Annotated in this window: 20 protein-coding genes; 7 read left to right on the plus strand and 13 right to left on the minus strand. The window is 40.6% G+C overall.

The annotated features are described in order from the left end of the window. Nucleotides 1–565: 565 nt before the first annotated feature. Nucleotides 566–1,750 carry a replication-associated recombination protein A gene (locus OFN98_RS02760; protein WP_270874663.1) on the minus strand — a complete coding sequence of 395 codons (1,185 nt, stop codon included), beginning with the start codon at nucleotides 1,748–1,750 and terminating at the stop codon, nucleotides 566–568. Between the two features lie 93 nt (nucleotides 1,751–1,843). Then, nucleotides 1,844–2,005, minus strand: coding sequence for a DUF1328 domain-containing protein (locus tag OFN98_RS02765; RefSeq protein WP_270874662.1), 162 nt, complete (start codon nucleotides 2,003–2,005; stop codon nucleotides 1,844–1,846). A gap of 174 nt (nucleotides 2,006–2,179) precedes the next feature. Between OFN98_RS02765 and OFN98_RS02770 the strand changes: the two genes are divergently transcribed. Further along, entirely contained in the window at nucleotides 2,180–2,758 is a 579-nt protein-coding gene (locus tag OFN98_RS02770; RefSeq protein ID WP_270874661.1) for a hypothetical protein, read from the plus strand. 410 nt (nucleotides 2,759–3,168) lie between these two features. Further along, complete coding sequence (locus tag OFN98_RS02775; protein ID WP_270874660.1) at nucleotides 3,169–3,357, plus strand: hypothetical protein; 189 nt, start codon at nucleotides 3,169–3,171, stop codon at nucleotides 3,355–3,357. 52 nt (nucleotides 3,358–3,409) lie between these two features. Here OFN98_RS02775 and OFN98_RS02780 read toward each other — a convergent pair whose 3' ends face one another. From OFN98_RS02780 to aspS, 10 genes are all read right to left on the minus strand, one after another. Next, nucleotides 3,410–3,790, minus strand: a complete 381-nt coding sequence (locus OFN98_RS02780) for a hypothetical protein (RefSeq protein ID WP_270874659.1) — start codon at nucleotides 3,788–3,790, stop codon at nucleotides 3,410–3,412. Beyond that, a complete protein-coding gene (locus tag OFN98_RS02785; protein WP_270874658.1) occupies nucleotides 3,783–4,106 on the minus strand; it encodes a hypothetical protein in 324 nt (107 codons plus the stop codon). The genes OFN98_RS02780 and OFN98_RS02785 overlap by 8 nt, the downstream gene beginning before the upstream one ends. Further along, nucleotides 4,085–4,909, minus strand: a complete 825-nt coding sequence (locus OFN98_RS02790) for a hypothetical protein (protein ID WP_270874657.1) — start codon at nucleotides 4,907–4,909, stop codon at nucleotides 4,085–4,087. The genes OFN98_RS02785 and OFN98_RS02790 overlap by 22 nt, the downstream gene beginning before the upstream one ends. 350 nt (nucleotides 4,910–5,259) lie before the next feature. Beyond that, a complete protein-coding gene (locus OFN98_RS02795) occupies nucleotides 5,260–5,454 on the minus strand; it encodes a hypothetical protein (protein WP_270874656.1) in 195 nt (64 codons plus the stop codon). Nucleotides 5,455–5,827: 373 nt separating this feature from the next. Next, on the minus strand, nucleotides 5,828–6,211 hold the full coding sequence (locus OFN98_RS02800; protein ID WP_270862482.1) for a YgiW/YdeI family stress tolerance OB fold protein: 384 nt from the start codon (nucleotides 6,209–6,211) through the stop codon (nucleotides 5,828–5,830). A gap of 60 nt (nucleotides 6,212–6,271) precedes the next feature. After that, nucleotides 6,272–6,694 carry a Sua5 YciO YrdC YwlC family protein gene (locus tag OFN98_RS02805; protein ID WP_270876595.1) on the minus strand — a complete coding sequence of 141 codons (423 nt, stop codon included), beginning with the start codon at nucleotides 6,692–6,694 and terminating at the stop codon, nucleotides 6,272–6,274. Nucleotides 6,695–6,733: 39 nt separating this feature from the next. Continuing rightward, nucleotides 6,734–7,252: an inorganic diphosphatase gene (gene ppa / locus OFN98_RS02810; RefSeq protein ID WP_270858808.1), complete on the minus strand. Its 519-nt coding sequence runs from the start codon at nucleotides 7,250–7,252 to the stop codon at nucleotides 6,734–6,736. A gap of 29 nt (nucleotides 7,253–7,281) precedes the next feature. Further along, complete coding sequence (locus OFN98_RS02815; RefSeq protein ID WP_270862479.1) at nucleotides 7,282–7,446, minus strand: hypothetical protein; 165 nt, start codon at nucleotides 7,444–7,446, stop codon at nucleotides 7,282–7,284. A gap of 22 nt (nucleotides 7,447–7,468) precedes the next feature. Next, nucleotides 7,469–8,044 (minus strand): adenylate kinase, encoded by a 576-nt coding sequence (locus OFN98_RS02820; RefSeq protein WP_270858806.1) that lies wholly within the window; start codon nucleotides 8,042–8,044, stop codon nucleotides 7,469–7,471. Beyond that, entirely contained in the window at nucleotides 8,041–9,795 is a 1,755-nt protein-coding gene (aspS, locus tag OFN98_RS02825; RefSeq protein WP_270876596.1) for an aspartate--tRNA ligase, read from the minus strand. Before aspS ends, OFN98_RS02820 begins: the two co-directional genes overlap by 4 nt. A gap of 86 nt (nucleotides 9,796–9,881) precedes the next feature. Here aspS and OFN98_RS02830 point away from each other — a divergent pair, with 86 nt between their 5' ends. The 5 genes from OFN98_RS02830 to OFN98_RS02850 all read left to right on the plus strand — a co-directional run bounded on the left by OFN98_RS02830 (nucleotide 9,882) and on the right by OFN98_RS02850 (nucleotide 15,004). Next, nucleotides 9,882–10,763 (plus strand): NAD(+) kinase, encoded by an 882-nt coding sequence (locus tag OFN98_RS02830; protein ID WP_270874654.1) that lies wholly within the window; start codon nucleotides 9,882–9,884, stop codon nucleotides 10,761–10,763. Then, nucleotides 10,757–12,277: an AAA family ATPase gene (locus OFN98_RS02835; RefSeq protein ID WP_270874653.1), complete on the plus strand. Its 1,521-nt coding sequence runs from the start codon at nucleotides 10,757–10,759 to the stop codon at nucleotides 12,275–12,277. Before OFN98_RS02830 ends, OFN98_RS02835 begins: the two co-directional genes overlap by 7 nt. A gap of 110 nt (nucleotides 12,278–12,387) precedes the next feature. After that, nucleotides 12,388–13,179, plus strand: a complete 792-nt coding sequence (locus OFN98_RS02840) for a TatD family hydrolase (RefSeq protein WP_270874652.1) — start codon at nucleotides 12,388–12,390, stop codon at nucleotides 13,177–13,179. Further along, nucleotides 13,179–14,231, plus strand: coding sequence for a lytic transglycosylase domain-containing protein (locus tag OFN98_RS02845; protein WP_270858801.1), 1,053 nt, complete (start codon nucleotides 13,179–13,181; stop codon nucleotides 14,229–14,231). The genes OFN98_RS02840 and OFN98_RS02845 overlap by 1 nt, the downstream gene beginning before the upstream one ends. A 14-nt stretch (nucleotides 14,232–14,245) precedes the next feature. Beyond that, complete coding sequence (locus tag OFN98_RS02850; RefSeq protein WP_270858800.1) at nucleotides 14,246–15,004, plus strand: septal ring lytic transglycosylase RlpA family protein; 759 nt, start codon at nucleotides 14,246–14,248, stop codon at nucleotides 15,002–15,004. Between the two features lie 172 nt (nucleotides 15,005–15,176). Here OFN98_RS02850 and OFN98_RS02855 read toward each other — a convergent pair whose 3' ends face one another. Continuing rightward, on the minus strand, nucleotides 15,177–16,412 hold the full coding sequence (locus OFN98_RS02855; protein WP_270874651.1) for a multidrug effflux MFS transporter: 1,236 nt from the start codon (nucleotides 16,410–16,412) through the stop codon (nucleotides 15,177–15,179). Between the last annotated feature and the right edge of the window lie 462 nt (nucleotides 16,413–16,874).

Below are 16,874 nucleotides of genomic sequence, written 5' to 3' on the forward strand. Positions count from 1 at the left end.
TCTTGGCATTTATGTTTGCGGTAAAGACTTATACCCGCGACCCTAACAAAAGGGCTGAACTTACCCAAAGTGGCTACTTTTGGGTGGCAATCGCAGTCTTAATTCAACATAAAGCTTTAATAAAAATTTCAAAGGTAATAAATGGTGACGAGAGTTGAACTCGCGATGGCACTATTTAAACGGCGCAACACGACCACATGGTATATCTGCCACTTATTACGCTTATATTGTATCAAAAAAGTGAAATTTTACCAAAATAAAGAATTTAAAAACAACTCGCGAGAGCGAGAGCTTAACGCATAGTATGATTAAAAGTCTGTATCATACTCGCCACCAAAAATGGCTAAAAACAGCGCAAAAACCAAAGAGCCATATTTTTTTATCAAAAAAATAAGATGATAGAAAACAAAATGACCAAAAACATTTCAACTCCCATTTTCTGCGGTTTTACAAAGATTATAGCAAGAAAATAGCAAAGATTAAAGATAAAAAAATATATAAAAGCCAAAATATCGCTTTTGCAATGATAAATTTGTAAAATTCTACGCTAAATTTTGCGTAAAATTCAAATTTCACCCTTTATCTTTTTAAGCCACTCATCTAGCGTTTTTTCAAATCCGATTTGTTTGCTGTGGTAAAATTTCACTCGCCCACTAGTGTATTCTTGCTCCACCCAGCCACCGAAATCATGCGGATAAAGGTAGTTTGCAATCTCTTTGTCCGAATTTATCAAATGCCTTGGCGTAGGCAAAATTTCCCCCTCTCGCACGAATTTCAAAGCCTCGTTTATGGCGTTGTAAGCGGAGTTTGATTTGGGCGAGTGTGCCAAATATACCGCGCATTGTCCCAGTATTATGCGAGCTTCTGGGTAGCCGATTTTGCTGACTGCCAAAAGTGTATTAACCGCCATATTTAGGGCATTTGGATTGGCGTTGCCGATATCTTCACTAGCTAAAATCACCATGCGCCTAGCGATGAAATCCGCACTCTCGCCAGCCTCGATTAGACGCGCCACATAGTATAGGGCAGCGTCCGCGTCGCTTCCACGCAGGCTTTTTATCATCGCGCTTGCTAGCTCATAGTGCGTATCGTCCGAGCTTACCCCCTGTGCTACGGCACTCGCGCGCAGTGTTTTTAGAGTATCGAGAGAGATTTTACTATCAGCCAAAATCGCAAATTCGAGCAAATTTAAAAGACTTCGCCCGTCCCCTGCGCTAGTGTGTATGAGATACTCTCTGGCATCATCATCGCACGCGAAGCCCAGCTCGCCCTGCACCCGCTCAAAAAGCTCACTCATTTCCTGCGCTCCCAAAGGCTCAAACTCGAAAATCATTGAGCGAGAGCGAATCCCAGAGCTTATGACAAACTGCGGATTTTCCGTGGTCGCGCCGATTATTATCGCTTCATAATTTTCCATTGGGATTAAGAGGACCTCTTGCTGGGTTTTGCTTAGGCGGTGGATTTCGTCGATGAAAATTAGCGGTTTGGCTAGCACACCAGAGTGCGCAGATAGGATTTTGCGGATATCTTCGACTTTTAGGCTCGTGGCGTCAAGCTCGTAAAAATCGTAGTTCAGCTCGCTTGCGAGCACGCGCGCCATAGTGGTTTTGCCACACCCTGCCGCGCCGAAAAATATACTGTGCGGAATTTTGCCAGAGGCGATAAATTTTTTAAAAAGCTCCACGATTTTTTTCTGACCTAGAATTTCATTTAAGCTTTTGGGACGAAATTTTAGCGCTAGACTTTGCATAACCTGCCTTTGAAATTTAATGCGTGATTGTAGCGAAGTAAGGATAAATTTTAAGTTACACGCCAAATTTACGAAGCGCAAAGGCTTCGTAAGCTAGCGTTTGATGAATTTTAAAACAAATGAAATCGCAAAAAGCACAATAAAGACAAAAAACAGGATTTTCGCAATTCCTGCGCTTGTGCCAGCGATCCCGCCAAAGCCGAAAATTCCAGCCACGATTGCGATGATTAGGAAGATTATGGCGTATCTTAGCATTTTAGCCTCCATTAAAAATTTCGCCAAAGCGATTGGGGAAATTTTAACTCTATTTGGTAATGAAATGTTAAATTTTTCATAATTTAAATGTGAAATTTAAGTCTAAATTTACAAAATAGATAGAAATTTAGTCAAAATTTCGAAAAATAGACTTCTGCCCGTAGATGATAAATTTTGGGATATCAACTATCCGCCAAACGGCTTTTAAATATCGCAGAGCCTGACTGGGCTTATCATGTCGGCGAAAACAAAAGCGACATAATGGCGATTTATAATGATAAAATTCAAAAACTCTCTGATCGCGGGGCAAGTGATGAATTTATCGAATTTGCCAAAAAAGACTTTTTATCTACACTTAAAGAGAGAGTGGAGAATTTAGGAATTTTTAGTGCGATTAAAAATTTTTTCAAAGAGCCGTTAAAAAATAGTAACAAACTTAGCGGACGGATCAAGCTTACTAATGCGCCAAGCAGTATAAAAGCTGCTTTTAATAACGAAAATTTAGACGAAATCTATCTATCACACCAAACAATTTTAACACACAGAAAACACACAAATATCACCGCTTGGGACTATTTTTTCTTAAAAAAACTATTAAATAAAAATATAAAAAAAATAAAACAAAGCGGCAAAGAAAAGCATATTGTAGTGATTTGCAGACATTTAAACGAAGGCTATAAAATCATATTAAAACAAACAAATATAAATGAGATTTATATTCAAAGTGTAACAAAAGGCAAAAATATAAAGTAACTTCTGCTTTGCAAAGGCATTCAGAACCGTAGCGGGTGAGTTCCAAAATGGCGTTCCGCTTACTTTAAGCCGTTCCCGTGTATTTGCTTACACTTCGCAATTTGCCTCATCGGCAGTTCTTAAAGTTACATTGTAATTATAACAAATTTAAAAAAAATAAGCAAGAAAAGAATTAAAAAAGGGCGCTCTGCATGAGCTTTAAAGCCGCTTTTGGCTGGACATTTACCAAAAGTTTAATGAGGTTCCGCAGCGATATGCCTTCGCTTATGGGGTTTAACAGTCGCCCCAAGCTTTACCCTTTATGCCCTAATTATACCACATTATATTTTAAAACGCGAACAAATATAAAAAGCGCCACAAAAGAGCTTTTTGGCTTTTTTAGCGCTTAGAGCTTTTCAATATCTCTTTTTTTGCTTTTTGTATCGCTTTTTTTAACGGCTCGGATATTTTTATTTGAAAAATATCCGCAAATTTGGGCACAAATCAAAGAATACGAGCGCAAACTTGCGGAGCTTGAAACTAAGGGCGAAGCGGTTTATAATAAATTTTGGTTTAAAGATAAAAGCATAAGCGAGTATGAAAAGGAATTTTTGGTATAATAAATCTCATCCTAATAGCTACGGCTATTAACCCAGCCTTGCGCTGGGACTTTTAAAAAATCTTTGCGATTATATTTTTGACTGCTTCACTTGCGATAAAAAAAGAGCCGTTTTTCACGGCATTAAAAATAACTTCGCCTGCGCTTTGTTTTTGTTTTAATTCTGCGGGGGTTTTATTTAATAAACTCAATCCTTTTAGGCTCAAAGTCAAATCTGCAAAAAGCCCTTGCTCGCACTTCGCCGTGCGCCATGTGATAAAACCTTCTTTTTCTAAAAATTCAATCGTCGCAAGCAAAATTTTTAAATCATATTCACGGGGGTTTTCGCTTAAAAAATCTTGCGCTTTAAAAAGTGCGATTTTAAGCGGAAATTTGCCATATAATAACGCGAATATATCGGCTGCTGCTAGATTAAAAGCTTTTATATTATTCATTTTTAAAAGCCTTTTGAATATATTTTAAAGCGTCTATAAACGAGCCTTGAAATTTATCTGTTTTTTCTCCATTTATAGTTATGATAAATTCGCAAATTTCACTAAATTTAGGCTCTTTTATAGCCTCATCAAAATAAGTATATGGCGAAATATCAAAAAGATAAGTAATTTTATTGTCATTTATGCGAGATTTTGCAAAAAAATTTAAATGATAGCCACTCTCTGCATTATATAGTTTTTCATCTTTTATCTCAAAATCTACAAATTCGCCTTTATTTTTGCCTATATCTAAATTTAAAATTCTAATATCGCCCATTTTATTATTTCCTTTCTTTCTTTGATAATATTTTTCTCAAAATGTTTTTTTAGTGTATCTGTCGGTTTGTATGCAGTCCAAATTTCGTTATTTTTAAATACTATAAAATACCCATTTTGGCTCATTGCGACATATCTGTCGCCAAAATCTTTGTGTGGTGCTATTGCTACAATAGAATTAAGTGCTTTTATTAAATTTTGTGGTGTGCTTTCAGGGTGTTTTTTTAGGTGAATATTTAGCGTTTCTTTACTAAGCACTCTCTCCACACCCATTTTATCGATATGTCTTAACGCTTCATCATTGCTTTTTGTGCCAGTGTATCTCTCGCCATTTTCGCCCTCTTTGAGATATACTGGCACGACGATCGTGCGACAGTGGAAGTGATACGGCGGAAGCCCAAAATCAGCTGGCATTTTATCGCTTTTGCCTAGATACTCACCACTCATCCACACCGCAGCGTTTTTCTTTTCGTCCATAGATTTCGCACCAAGCAAATTTTTAGCCTGTTTTTGCAGGTGTTTAGCTGGTATCAGCCGTCCGTGCATAGAGCGACAAATCGCACTTGTTTTACTATCCATTCTAGCCACAACTTTAAAAAATTTCACTTCGCTATCGGCATTTAGCACCATATTCAAATTTCGGTTTTGATTGATGATATTATCCGCCACTCCCTCAAAATAACTTAGGCTTGTCTTTGCGCCAACTGCGTCTTGGAGTTTTTCAGCTAAGCTTCTTGCTATATCCTTGCGCGAAATATCACCACTCATAAACTCTTTTATCGTCTCTTTTAGCGTATTTTGCACGCCCTCGTTCCACTCTATGCCTAGCCAGTAAAAGCTATCATCGATGAGCTTTATCGCGCGAAAATCCGTGCTATCAAAGCTACTATTAAAATTTGGCGCGATTTTACCATTTTCGCCCTTGATTTTTAGATAAATTTCTTCGGAATTTACAGCAGTTTCAAGCTGGATTTTTTCGATTTTAACCTTTTTTAAAAAATTTATATGTTAAAATTTTAAGGTTTTTACCATGCAAAGGATTTTTTATGGGCGATACAGCTTTGGGCTTTTTGTATATGTTTTTTATCTTTGTTTTCATTAGATTTTTTATCAAAACATTTTTAAAAGCCATAAATTCGCTTGATAGCGAATAACTACCACGCATTAAGCTTAGCGATAAGCTCTTTTTCGCTCTCACGGCTTAGCTCCTCTTTGATTTTGGTAAATTTCTTAAACTCTTTATCGTCTGCAAACCTTGCAAAGCGCATTAAAGAAGCACTCGTTTTGCCTCGCTCGTCCTCGATTTTAAAGGCTTCGTTTAAAAGGTTTATAAATAGATTAAAAGGCATTTGCAAAACTCCCTTAAAGCCAAATTTAACCGCCCACGCCACAAAATACGCTATTTTTTTTTACCCTGACTTTGGGCGCCTTGCGCCTCGCCATAAGTTAGCTTTAAAATCTCATCATAAAGGCTCTTTGCGAAGCTAAACCCTAGCGCATTTATCTCTTTTTCGCTTAGATCGCTTAGTTTTTGACATTACGGGGCAGTATTTCGGGCTTGCGGCAGCGAAAATAGTATAAAAATAGCGTAAATTTAAGCAAACGAAAAAAATTTTAAATATGAAATTTAGTTGGAATTTAAAAATATGCAAAATTTTACATTAAATTTTGCATATTTGGTAAAATTTGGCTAAATTAGTGCAAATTTAGCCAAAAACAAAATTATTTCACAGGCAAGACATCATCGACATCTATTTCTACGCCGACTAAATCTTTATCCACCTCGCCGACTATGCGGATTTTGGTATCAGGGCTCACGACTAGGCCGTTCCAGTCATCATCGTCGATATCGACGGTGATAGAGGCGCCACTTTTATCCACGAATAGATATTTATCGTCGTTATTTAGGCGTTTTTTGATATTTCCCACTAGGGTTACCTTCGTATCATCGCGCAAATCTTTCGCCTCTTTGACGCTAACTACGCGGTATGATTTGGCGCCGTATTCGACGAACTCGCCCTTGCTGCTGCCATCACCTCCGACAAAACCACCCTTTGCCAAGGCAAATGCGCAAACCGCGCTAAGGATTAGAAATTTTTTTACCATAATTCGCTCCTTTTAAAAAATTTTTTGTGTGATTTTACAATATTTGAATTAAACCTAAATTTAACGAATTTTTTTAATTTTAAAATTTGAAATTTTATACATTTTCGAGGGGGCATGCTCGCTAAATTTCTCATCTACGATGATATCTGCGATATCACGCGCATAATCCTCGTCGAATTTCTCGCCGTGTAAATTCGCCGAGCTCGAATACATCACGCCAAATTGTCGCAGAAATTTCGCATGCTCACAGCCTTGCACATAGCGAAGCGAAATTTGATTTGGGTAGATGAAGGTCGATTTTTTCGCTCTTCGCACGAGATTTTTAAATTTTTCTGGCACGCGCGCCAAGGTTTTTAGCTCGTTTAAATTCGCCGTGGTTAGCACGCAGGGGGTGTTTTTGGGGCGCATTTTCGCGCGGTTGATCTGCGTAAAGTCCTTGCTTAAAAATCCGGCTGTGGTGTCTGTCTGGGCTAGGTAAATCATAGCGGAAGTGAAATTTCGCCCGAAATTTGGGCGAAATTATTATTTGTAGTTTGTGATTGCGCGAGATAGGATTGCCTCGGCCTTGCTAGCGTCCTCGAAATCCTTGACCTTCACCCATTTACCCGGCTCCAATGCCTTGTAAGTTTCAAAGAAATTTTTGATTCTATCAAGCGTGATTTTTGGCAAATCGCTTAGAGATTTGATATTGTCATATCTAGGGTCGATTTTGCTAACCGGCACGGCTAGGAGTTTTTCGTCCATTCCGCTCTCATCTTCCATAACCAAAACGCCGATTAAACGACATGGGATAACTGAACCTGCTTGAAGTGGGTATTCATTTAACACCAAAATGTCGGCAGGATCGCCGTCATCTGCTAGTGTATTTGGCACAAAGCCGTAGTTTGCAGGGTAAAACATCGCCGAATACATCACGCGATCGACGCAAACCGCACCGCTTTCTTTGTCGATTTCATATTTTATGTTTGAGCCGTAAGGAATTTCGATTACAGCGTTGATTTTATCAGGGTTTGAACCTACTTTGATTTTAGAAATATCCATTTTTTGTCCTTTTTATTAAATTTGTAAATTTACCACGCATTTATAGAAAATCCCGTGAAAACTCCGCCGCCGCCGCTGTTTCCTGCTGCGCTCACGGATTTTTTGGCTTCACAACCAGCGCAAAAAACCAAAACAGCGAAAACAGCGCAAATTCTAAGGCAAAATTTCATGCCAAATTTGGGGCTAAATTTCACAGAAATTCCCTAAATTTCAGTCTTAGCCGATGATTTTTTTCGCGATTATATCGTTGATATCTTCGACGATTTCTTCGATTGTGCGTTCGCCATCAACTGAGTAAAAAATCTCTTTTTTGCCGTAAAATTCGCGGATTGCGCCGATTGGCTCGTTGAAGACTTTCATGCGGTTATAAAAGACTTGCTCGTTATCATCAGCTCCCCTTGCACGACCCAAAACGCGCTCTTTGGCTGTGTTTTCGCTAACTGCAACTTCGATTACTGCACTAAGCTCGATCTCATCGTCGCTTTTTAAAACTTCGTCGAGTTTTGTCATTTGCTCCACGCTTCTTGGGTAGCCGTCGATGATGATAAAATCTTTTGGCGAGCTTTTAATCGCAGAAGTTATCGTGCCTACAACCACTTCAAGCGGGACTAAATTTCCAGCTGAGATAAAGCTGTCGATTGTTTTGCCTAGTTCACTACCGCTTGCTACCTCTGCGCGAAGCAAATCGCCAGTAGAGTAGTGAGCGATACTCTCGTTGTTTTGCGCGATCAAGCTAGCGTCTGTGGTTTTGCCACTGCCTGGTGCGCCGATGATTAAAAATAGATTTTTCATTTTTTATCCTTTAAATTTATTCTAAGTCCCAATTCTTGGAGCTGTTCGCTACTAACCTCGCTTGGAGCCTTTGTCATAGGGCATTGCGCTCTTTGAGTTTTAGGGAAGGCGATGACATCTCTAATGCTACTTGATTTAGTTACTAACATCATAAGTCTATCAAATCCAATCGCGATACCGCCGTGTGGTGGCGCACCAAAGCTAAGCGCGTCAAGCAAGAAGCCAAATTTTTCTCTTTGCTCGTCTGGCTCGATTTTAAGTAGTTTGAAAACCTTTTCTTGGATATCGGCTTTGTGAATTCTGATACTTCCTCCTCCTAATTCCACGCCATTTAGCACGACATCGTAAGCGATAGAGGTGATTTCTTCCATATCTGGTTCATCGACATTGTTTGGCATAGTAAATGGGTGGTGCATAGCCGAGTAGCTTCCGTCGTCGTTTTGCTCGAACATTGGGAAATTTACAACCCACAAAAATTCGAGTTTGTTCTCGTCGATAATGCCAAGCTCGTTTGCAAGGAAAAGTCTAAATCTACCCATATAATCAAGCACGATTTTTTTCTTTCCAGCACCGAAAAATACGACATCGCCGACTTTTAAATCGCAGCGTTTGACTAGCTCAGCCACATCAGCTTCATCGAAAAATTTAACCAAAGGTCCTTTAAGGCCATCTTCTTTGACTTGGATAAAAGCTAGGCCTTGTGCGCCAAATTTACGCACATATTCTTCGAATCTTTGCATTTGGCGTTTGCTAAATTTCAAATCTCCACCCTCGACTACAAGGGCTTTTACGCGGTTTTTCTTAGTATCTTTTGCGATACCGGCAAAAATTTCATTATTTGAACGCGCGAAAATATCAGCCACATCGATAAATGGCATACCAAAGCGAAGATCTGGTTTATCACTACCGTAATTCTCCATAGCGTCTTTATACTCCATTACGCGAAATGGCGTAGGAATATCATGTCCGCAAGCAGCGAAAATATCTTTTAAAAATGTCTCAGCGACCTTCATCACATCGTTTTGATCGCAAAAGCTCATCTCAACATCAATTTGTGTAAATTCTGGCTGACGATCTGCACGCAAATCCTCATCGCGGAAGCATTTTGCCACTTGGAAATATCTATCAAATCCAGAGCACATTAAAAGCTGTTTGAAAAGCTGTGGGCTTTGCGGAAGCGCATAAAAGCTACCCGGATAAACGCGACTAGGCACCAAATAATCCCTCGCACCCTCTGGCGTAGCGCGAGTTAGCACAGGGGTTTCAACCTCGACAAAACCAAGTCTATCAAGCGCATTTCGTGCCGCAATAGCCGCTTTTGAACGCATTGCAAAGCGCTCAAATTTATCGCTCGTCCTTAAATCCAAAAATCTGTATTTTAGGCGAATTTCCTCATTTACGCTCTCATCTCCGATGACAAATGGCAATGCACGGCTTGGATTTTCGATGATTAGCTCATCGACTACGATTTCAATCTCTCCGGTTTTTAAATTTGGATTTTCCAAACCCTCGCCTCTGGCGCGCACTTTTCCGTTTGCGCGCAAAACATATTCGTTTCTGACATCGTTTGCTATTTCGTAAGCACTTTTGCTATCTTTTGGATCGCATACTAGCTGTAAAAGTCCGCTTCTATCGCGCAAATCGATGAAAATAACGCCACCATGGTCGCGATAAGAATTCACCCAACCACAAACGCTAACATTTTCGCCGATATTTGCTTTGCTTAGATCGGTGCAATAATGACTTCGCAATGTGTTCTCCTTAAAAAAAATAATTAAAACCAATGATTATAGTTAAATTTTGCTTTTACAAAGCTAATTTTTTATAAAATCGCGCCATGGAAAATTTAATCGCATTACAAAAAAATTTAAAATTTGTCGGAATCATCGCCAAAACAGAGGCGGGAATTTTGCCTATTATGGAGGAAATTTCTAAAATTTTGCGTTTGGGGGGCATTGAAATTTTATGCGAAAGTACCTGCGCGCAGTATTTTGGCAAAACTGGATTTAGCATAGATGAGATTTTATCTCGCACCAAAGTTTTAATCAGCCTTGGAGGGGACGGCACGCTAATTGGCGTAGCTAGAAGCGTGCTAAAAAAAGGCGCATATATAATAGGTGTAAATGCTGGCACGCTTGGGTTTTTAACAGACATTAAAAATAGCGAATTTAACGCATTTTGGCGTGAATTTATGGCTGGGAAATTTAGGCTAGATAAACTGCCTGTTTTAAGCGTAAGCTTGGAGCGCAAAAACGGCGAGAAGCTCGAAATCAGCGCATTTAACGATATGGTTATCACGCGCTCTCATATCTCGTCAATGGCGAAAATCGACGCGTTTTTGGACGATACGCACTTTAACACATACTATGGAGACGGCGTCATAATCAGCTCGCCAGCGGGCTCGACAGCGTATAATATGAGCGCAAACGGCGCGATAATCTACCCGCTTTGCGAAGTTTTCGCTATAACGCCGATTTGCTCTCACAGCCTAACCCAACGCCCGCTAATTTTGCCAAAAAGATACAAACTAGGCTTCAAAAATAGCGGAAATTCCGAGCTTTGCGTAGTCATCGACGGGCAAAATTTTTACAATATGGACGAATTTAAAAGCGTGGAAGTAAAAATTTCAAAACACAAATCCCAAATAATCCGCGCTAGCTCATACGATTATTTCGCGGTTTTGAAGGAAAAATTGCGCTGGGGACATGCTGGATGTTAGAGAGAGTGTATATCAAAAATCACCTTAGCTTCAACGAAATCGAGCTAAATTTTGCCCCAGGGCTAAGCGTTTTTACGGGCGTAAGCGGCGCTGGAAAATCTGTGCTAATGAACGCAATTTTGGCTGTGTTTGGGCTAAGGGAAGCAGAAGCAAAGATCATAGAAGCCGACATTAGCCACGAATTTAGGCTTGATGAGTTTGGTATAGAAAACGAAACGCCGAATAATTTCCGCATTTTGCGGGATAAATCTGTGCGGTATTTCATAAACTCGCAACTAATTTCAAAGAAAAATTTGACCAAAATCGCAGGCGAATATGTGAAATTTCTAGGCGCAAAAAATGCCGAAGAGATAAACTCCGCCTCGCTTTTGGAGTTGCTTGATTTTATGATTTGTAAAAATGATAGCGCTCATGGCGCAAATTTGGCGAATTTTAGGGCTAAATTTAGCGAATTTTTAAGAGTGCAAAAAGAGCTTAGAAAAATCGAAGAAGAAGAAAACAAAATCGAAGAACTTAAAGAATTTGCCAAATTTGAAATCGAAAAAATCGAGCAAATTTCGCCTAAAATCGGCGAATACGAAGAGCTTTTAGCAGTCAAAAAAAAGCTTAGCAAAAAAGATAAAATCGAAGAACTTTGGGCGAGAGCCGAAGGGATTTTCGAATTTGAACGAAGCGTGATAGAGGCGCTAAATCTAAGCGAAATGGATAGCGCGTTTTTCGAGGATAGCATGAACGAACTGCGCGTAAAAATGGAAAGCTTAAATCTCGATGAGCTAGGTGAAATCGATATCGAGGCAGTATTAAACAGGCTAGAAGCACTTTCAAGCTTAAACAAACGCTACGGCGACATTGCCGGCGCGCTTGACACGCTTGAAAGGCGCAAAATAGAGTTTGCGCACTACGAGCAAATCAGCTTCGAAAAAAGGGATTTAAACGCGAAATTTGACGCGCTAAATTTGGAAATTTCAAATTTAGCTACTCTTATCAGCGCGAAACGAAAAGCAAGTAAAAACGCGCTAGAAAGCCTGATAAATCGCTATTTGGGCGATTTGTATATGCCTAGCGTTAGGCTGGAATTTTTAGAGCAGAGCTTGGAAGCAAACGGCAGCGACGAAGTGCGCGTAATGCTAAATAATACCGAATTTAAAAATTTAAGCTCAGGCGAGACAAACCGCCTGCGCCTCGCCTTCATTGGGGCAAATTTGGAGATTACAAACCAAGGAAGCGGGATTTTAATCCTTGATGAGATTGATTCGAATTTGAGCGGAAAAGAGGCTATGAGTATCGCAACCGTGCTAGAAAAAATTTCGAAATACTACCAAATTTTCGCTATCTCGCATCAGCCACAACTCAGTTCCAAAGCTCACTCGCACTTTTTAATCACCAAAAATGGCGAAATTTCGAGCGTAAAACTACTAAATGAAAGCGAAAAAATCACAGAACTAGCCAGAATGATTAGCGGAGAGACGATAAGCAAGGAAGCATTAGAATTCGCCAAAAAGCTAAAAAATTAGCTAAATTTAAGCCAAAAATGAAACTAATTTGGTATATTTAATCTTTGTTTAATTTTAATTTGGCTATTTTGGCGTAAAATGTTTTGTTTATAAATTTTTAAGTGAGTTTTATGATTATTGATACACATTGCCATTTAGATGATAGTAGCTATTTTAGCGACCTTGACGCCGTAGTTCAAAGAGCAAGCGAACACGATGTCGGCACTATCGTCATCCCTGGTGCTAGTATGTCGGATTTAGCGCGCGCTAGGGAGATTTCTCACACTTATGCAAATGTATTCTTCGCTGTGGGCGTGCATCCTTATGAAATAGATGAATTTAACATTAATACGCTAAAAGAGTTCGCAAACGACTCAAAATGCGTGGGTGTGGGCGAGTGCGGTTTGGATTATTACCGCTTAAATGGTCTTAGCGACGAGGAAAAATCCAGCGAAAAAGCACGCCAAAAAGAGATTTTTTTGGCACAAATTGAGCTTGCCAAAGAGCTAAATTTGCCACTAATCGTGCATATTAGAGATGCAAACGAAGACGCTTATCAAATTTTAAAAACTCACGCAAATGGGCTAAATGGTGGTGTTTTGCACTGCTACAATGCAAGCCCGCTACTCGCAAATTTAAGCGAATTTGGATTTTATTTTGGAATCGGCGGTGTTTTGACATTTAAAAACGCAAAAAATTTAGTCGAAATTTTACCAAAACTTCCACTTGATAAAATCGTCGTCGAAACAGACGCGCCATATCTTACTCCGCACCCTCACAGAGGCGAGCGCAACGAGCCAGCCTTCACGAGCCTTGTCGTGGATAAGATAGCCGAAATTTTGGATAAAGATGTAGAATTGATTAAAAGTATCACTACGCAAAATGCTTACAGACTTTTTGCAAATCAAATTAAAGGAGATTAATGAGAGTCATTAAAATCATTTTTTTGATGCTAATTTTCGCAGGTTTTGCGCACGCTAGCCAGTCAAAAATTTCACGGGTAAATCACGACTACATTATGAACGAATTTGGCATAGAAAACAACCTTTCAAGCCAAAAAGTTGTCGCTGACATTTACCGCTCTATCGATTCTTCGGATAAAAAATTATTCAAAGACATCATCACTTCACAAGCTCACAATGCCTTTTTGGTAAAAACCGAAATCGAAAGCATTGAAGCGCCTGAATTTTTGCTCTACCTTGCTATGGTAGAATCTCACCTCAAAAACACCGTTACTTCGCACGCCAAAGCAGGCGGTATGTGGCAACTCATGCCTACAACTGCCAAAAATTTCGGCCTGCGCATAGATACGCATGTAGATGAGCGCAGAGATCCCGCAGCCTCGACGGACGCTGCGTTTTCGTATATTTTGCATTTAAGACAAAATTTTGGCAAATGGTACACCGCTCTCATGGCGTATAATTGCGGCGAAGGCTGTATGAATAGAGCCATAAAAGCGGCTGGAAACGATGATTTAGGCACCCTACTTTCTAGCAATGCAGTGCCAAAAGAGACCAAAAATTTCATCAAACGAATTATCAAATTCGCCTACATCGCCCAAAGCGATAGTATGCAAAAGGTACTAAGATTCGAAAACGAGCCGTGGGCGTTAAAACGCATTGCCGTAGCCCCAGGCACGAAGCTAAGCGCGATCGCCAAACAAATCGGCATTTCACAAACCCAAATGAATAGCTACAATGCACACATTACAAACGGCGTATCGCCTAGCAACGGCAAGTATTTTTTCTATATCCCAGAGAGCAAATATACAGAATTTGTCCTAAGCAGAGGCGATTTTCAGGCGTATGAACCAAACCTTATCAAAAATCGTCCAAAGCTAAGTTTTGCGAAATTTAGGCCTCAGCACGAACACATCGTCAAGGTCGAACAAATCGAAAAAACCACTCCGACATTTGCCTCTAAAACTGACGAAAAAATCCGCACAGTCGCAATGGCGTTTGATCTCAAATTTTAAATTCGGAGTAAATTTTGCATTTTAAAAAATCAATAATTTTTAGCGCGCTTGTCGCGCTAATTTTTGCTGGGTGTTTTTCATCACACAGAAATTATCCGTCATCTAGTTCAGGCTCAAAAGCCCCTAAAATCGGCAAAAACTCGCCTGCAACCATGCGCCCTTACAAGATAAATGGCAAAACCTACTACCCAGAGCAGGTCAGTATCGGCGATACACAAAGTGGCATTGCTAGCTGGTATGGACCGGGCTTTAACGGCAAAAAGACAAGCAATGGCGAGATTTACGATATGAACGCCATGACTGCCGCGCACAAAACCTACCCGATGAACACCATGGTCAAGGTCACCAACCGCGACACTGGCGCAACTGCGACCGTGCGCATAAACGACCGCGGGCCGTTTGTGAGCGGGCGCGTAATCGACCTTAGCAAAAGCGCAGCCAATAAAGTCGGCGTCTTCGCCAAAGGCACGGCTCCTGTGAAGCTCGAAGTCGTGGGATTTTATGGTCAAACTATCAAAAAAGGCGCGCCAAATGCGACGATTGTGGGCGGAAATTTTATGGTGCAAATCGGAGCGTTTAGAAACCAATCTGGCGCAGCACGCTTCACGCGAGAAAACGACGCTCTGCACGGATATCCTAGCGTAATGCGCGAGTTCGACCTAGACGGCGCGCCGATTTATAGGGTATTTTTAAGCGGATTTAAAAGCGAGAGCGAGGCGCGCGATTTCATTGCCAGCGGCTCACTTCAAAACGCATTTTTCGTGCGCGAGTAAAATTTATGGCTAAATTTAGGCGAAATTTCGCCTAAATTTGGTTAAATTTATCCAAATTTTTGATTTCATTTTTTCACACGCTAACGCAATTTTTAAACACTGCCTCGAAAGGAAAAGAAATTTTGGCGCAGTGTTTTGGCAAAAATTCATAAAATTTTAAAATTCTGCGAATTTAGCTAAATTTGCGCTTTAAATTTTTAGTGAATTTTTTATTCGCGCACAGATAGACGCCGTATCCTAGGAAAATGCAAATCGCCATTACCACAGCTAGCGAAAATGGGTGATTTGCGCCGGCAGCTCCCACGATTGCGGCGATTAGCCCAGCTACCGCCATTTGCACCGCGCCTAGCACAGCCGATGCTGAGCCTGATTTGCCCTTAAAGCGCGCCATGGCAAGCACCACGGCATTTGGGATTATGAGCCCCTTCATACCCAGCGTGAAAAAAAGGCAAACCTCAAACGCCCAAAATCCAAGCCCCAAAAGCCCGCACCCAAGCAAACACAAAGCCCCCACAATCATCGCTAAAAAGGCAAATTGCAAAATCACAAAAGGCGAGATTTTTTGCACGATTTTGGCATTTATCGCCGAAAAAATCGTCATTGACAGCGCATTTATGCCAAAAATCAGCCCAAATTCCTTGCTACTTAGCCCAAAATGCTCCTTAAAAACAAACGCAGAGCCCGTGATATAGGCAAACATCGCAGCCATAGTAAGTGCAGATGAAAATGTAAAAATGAAAAATTTGCGATTTTGCAAAATTCTAGCGTAGTTTATAAAAACGGGTTTGAAGCCCAGTTTTAGGCTCTTGTCGATAATCGCGCTCTCCCTAAGCCCTAAAAATATCATACAAAATAAAATTATTCCAAGCACAAAAAGCGTGCCAAATATCACTCTCCACCCGCCAAAATCTAGTATAAACGCCCCAAATGTGGGCGCTAGCATAGGCGCTATGGAGCCTACTATCATCATCAGCGCCAAAACCGATGCGCCCTGGGCGGTGTCAAATTTATCATTTATCACAGCGCGCGCAATCACCACGCCAGCGCACCCGCCAAGGGCTTGGACGAATCTAAAAAATATAAAAGCGTAGATATTTTGGGTATTAGTGCATAAAATACTCGCCACGATAAATAGCGCAACGCCCGCTAGTAGTGGTTTTCTACGGCCATAAATGTCGCTTAGTGGGCCATAGATTAGCTGACCTAGCGCAAATGCCACAAAAAACGCGCTGATTGAGAGCTGAGTGTAAAATTCGCTCGTCTCAAAGCTGGTTTGGACATTTTTGAGCGCTGGCAGATACATATCCGTCGAAAGTGGCGCCACAGCCGACATATAAGCCAAAACTATGATTAAATATGGTTTTGCGATTTTGGGCGAATTTAAAAATTCGCCGATTTTTTCAAACATCAAATTCCTTAAATTTCAAAATTTAGCTAAATTTTACCCCTAAATATCCACGGGGTTTTCGTCGTTTTCGCTCGCATTTTCATCGCCAAAAAGCTCTTCGCCTTGACTTTGATTTTGCGTATATGCGCCCTGTTTTAGGACATTTGCCATATTTGTATCAGGGATTGCGAAGTTTTCGATATCTACGCTTTGGCTTGGCACATCTACGCTTTGCATAATCTCATCTGCGCCAGTTTCGATAAATTCCCCGCTCTCGCTTTCTTGCGCAAAATTTGGCGCAGTATCTCCCACGCCCTGATTTGCAAAATTTGGCGCAAATTCCGGCGCAGTATTTGGCGCACCTGCCCCATTTTCTAGTGAAATTTCGCCCACCATTGGCATTGCTTCGGCAAAATCAGGCGTCATATCTGGCGTCATCTCAAACTCGCTACTCTCCATTGGCGCACCGCCGAAGCTTACCAA

The sequence above is a fragment of the Campylobacter sp. JMF_15 NE4 genome, assembly GCF_027737645.1.
GTDB lineage: Bacteria > Campylobacterota > Campylobacteria > Campylobacterales > Campylobacteraceae > Campylobacter_B.

Bases quoted from the DNA above. Each gene is read 5' to 3' on its own strand.
- OFN98_RS02835 (WP_270874653.1), top strand. From the start codon at position 10,757: ATGTTAGAGAGAGTGTATATCAAAAATCACCTTAGCTTCAACGAAATC.
- OFN98_RS02805 (WP_270876595.1), bottom strand. From the start codon at position 6,694: ATGATTTACCTAGCCCAGACAGACACCACAGCCGGATTTTTAAGCAAG.
- OFN98_RS02830 (WP_270874654.1), top strand. From the start codon at position 9,882: ATGGAAAATTTAATCGCATTACAAAAAAATTTAAAATTTGTCGGAATC.
- OFN98_RS02840 (WP_270874652.1), top strand. From the start codon at position 12,388: ATGATTATTGATACACATTGCCATTTAGATGATAGTAGCTATTTTAGC.
- OFN98_RS02780 (WP_270874659.1), bottom strand. From the start codon at position 3,790: ATGAATAATATAAAAGCTTTTAATCTAGCAGCAGCCGATATATTCGCG.
- OFN98_RS02765 (WP_270874662.1), bottom strand. From the start codon at position 2,005: ATGCTAAGATACGCCATAATCTTCCTAATCATCGCAATCGTGGCTGGA.
- OFN98_RS02795 (WP_270874656.1), bottom strand. From the start codon at position 5,454: ATGCCTTTTAATCTATTTATAAACCTTTTAAACGAAGCCTTTAAAATC.
- ppa (WP_270858808.1), bottom strand. From the start codon at position 7,252: ATGGATATTTCTAAAATCAAAGTAGGTTCAAACCCTGATAAAATCAAC.
- OFN98_RS02855 (WP_270874651.1), bottom strand. From the start codon at position 16,412: ATGTTTGAAAAAATCGGCGAATTTTTAAATTCGCCCAAAATCGCAAAA.
- OFN98_RS02785 (WP_270874658.1), bottom strand. From the start codon at position 4,106: ATGGGCGATATTAGAATTTTAAATTTAGATATAGGCAAAAATAAAGGC.
- OFN98_RS02820 (WP_270858806.1), bottom strand. From the start codon at position 8,044: ATGAAAAATCTATTTTTAATCATCGGCGCACCAGGCAGTGGCAAAACC.
- OFN98_RS02760 (WP_270874663.1), bottom strand. From the start codon at position 1,750: ATGCAAAGTCTAGCGCTAAAATTTCGTCCCAAAAGCTTAAATGAAATT.
- OFN98_RS02800 (WP_270862482.1), bottom strand. From the start codon at position 6,211: ATGGTAAAAAAATTTCTAATCCTTAGCGCGGTTTGCGCATTTGCCTTG.
- OFN98_RS02845 (WP_270858801.1), top strand. From the start codon at position 13,179: ATGAGAGTCATTAAAATCATTTTTTTGATGCTAATTTTCGCAGGTTTT.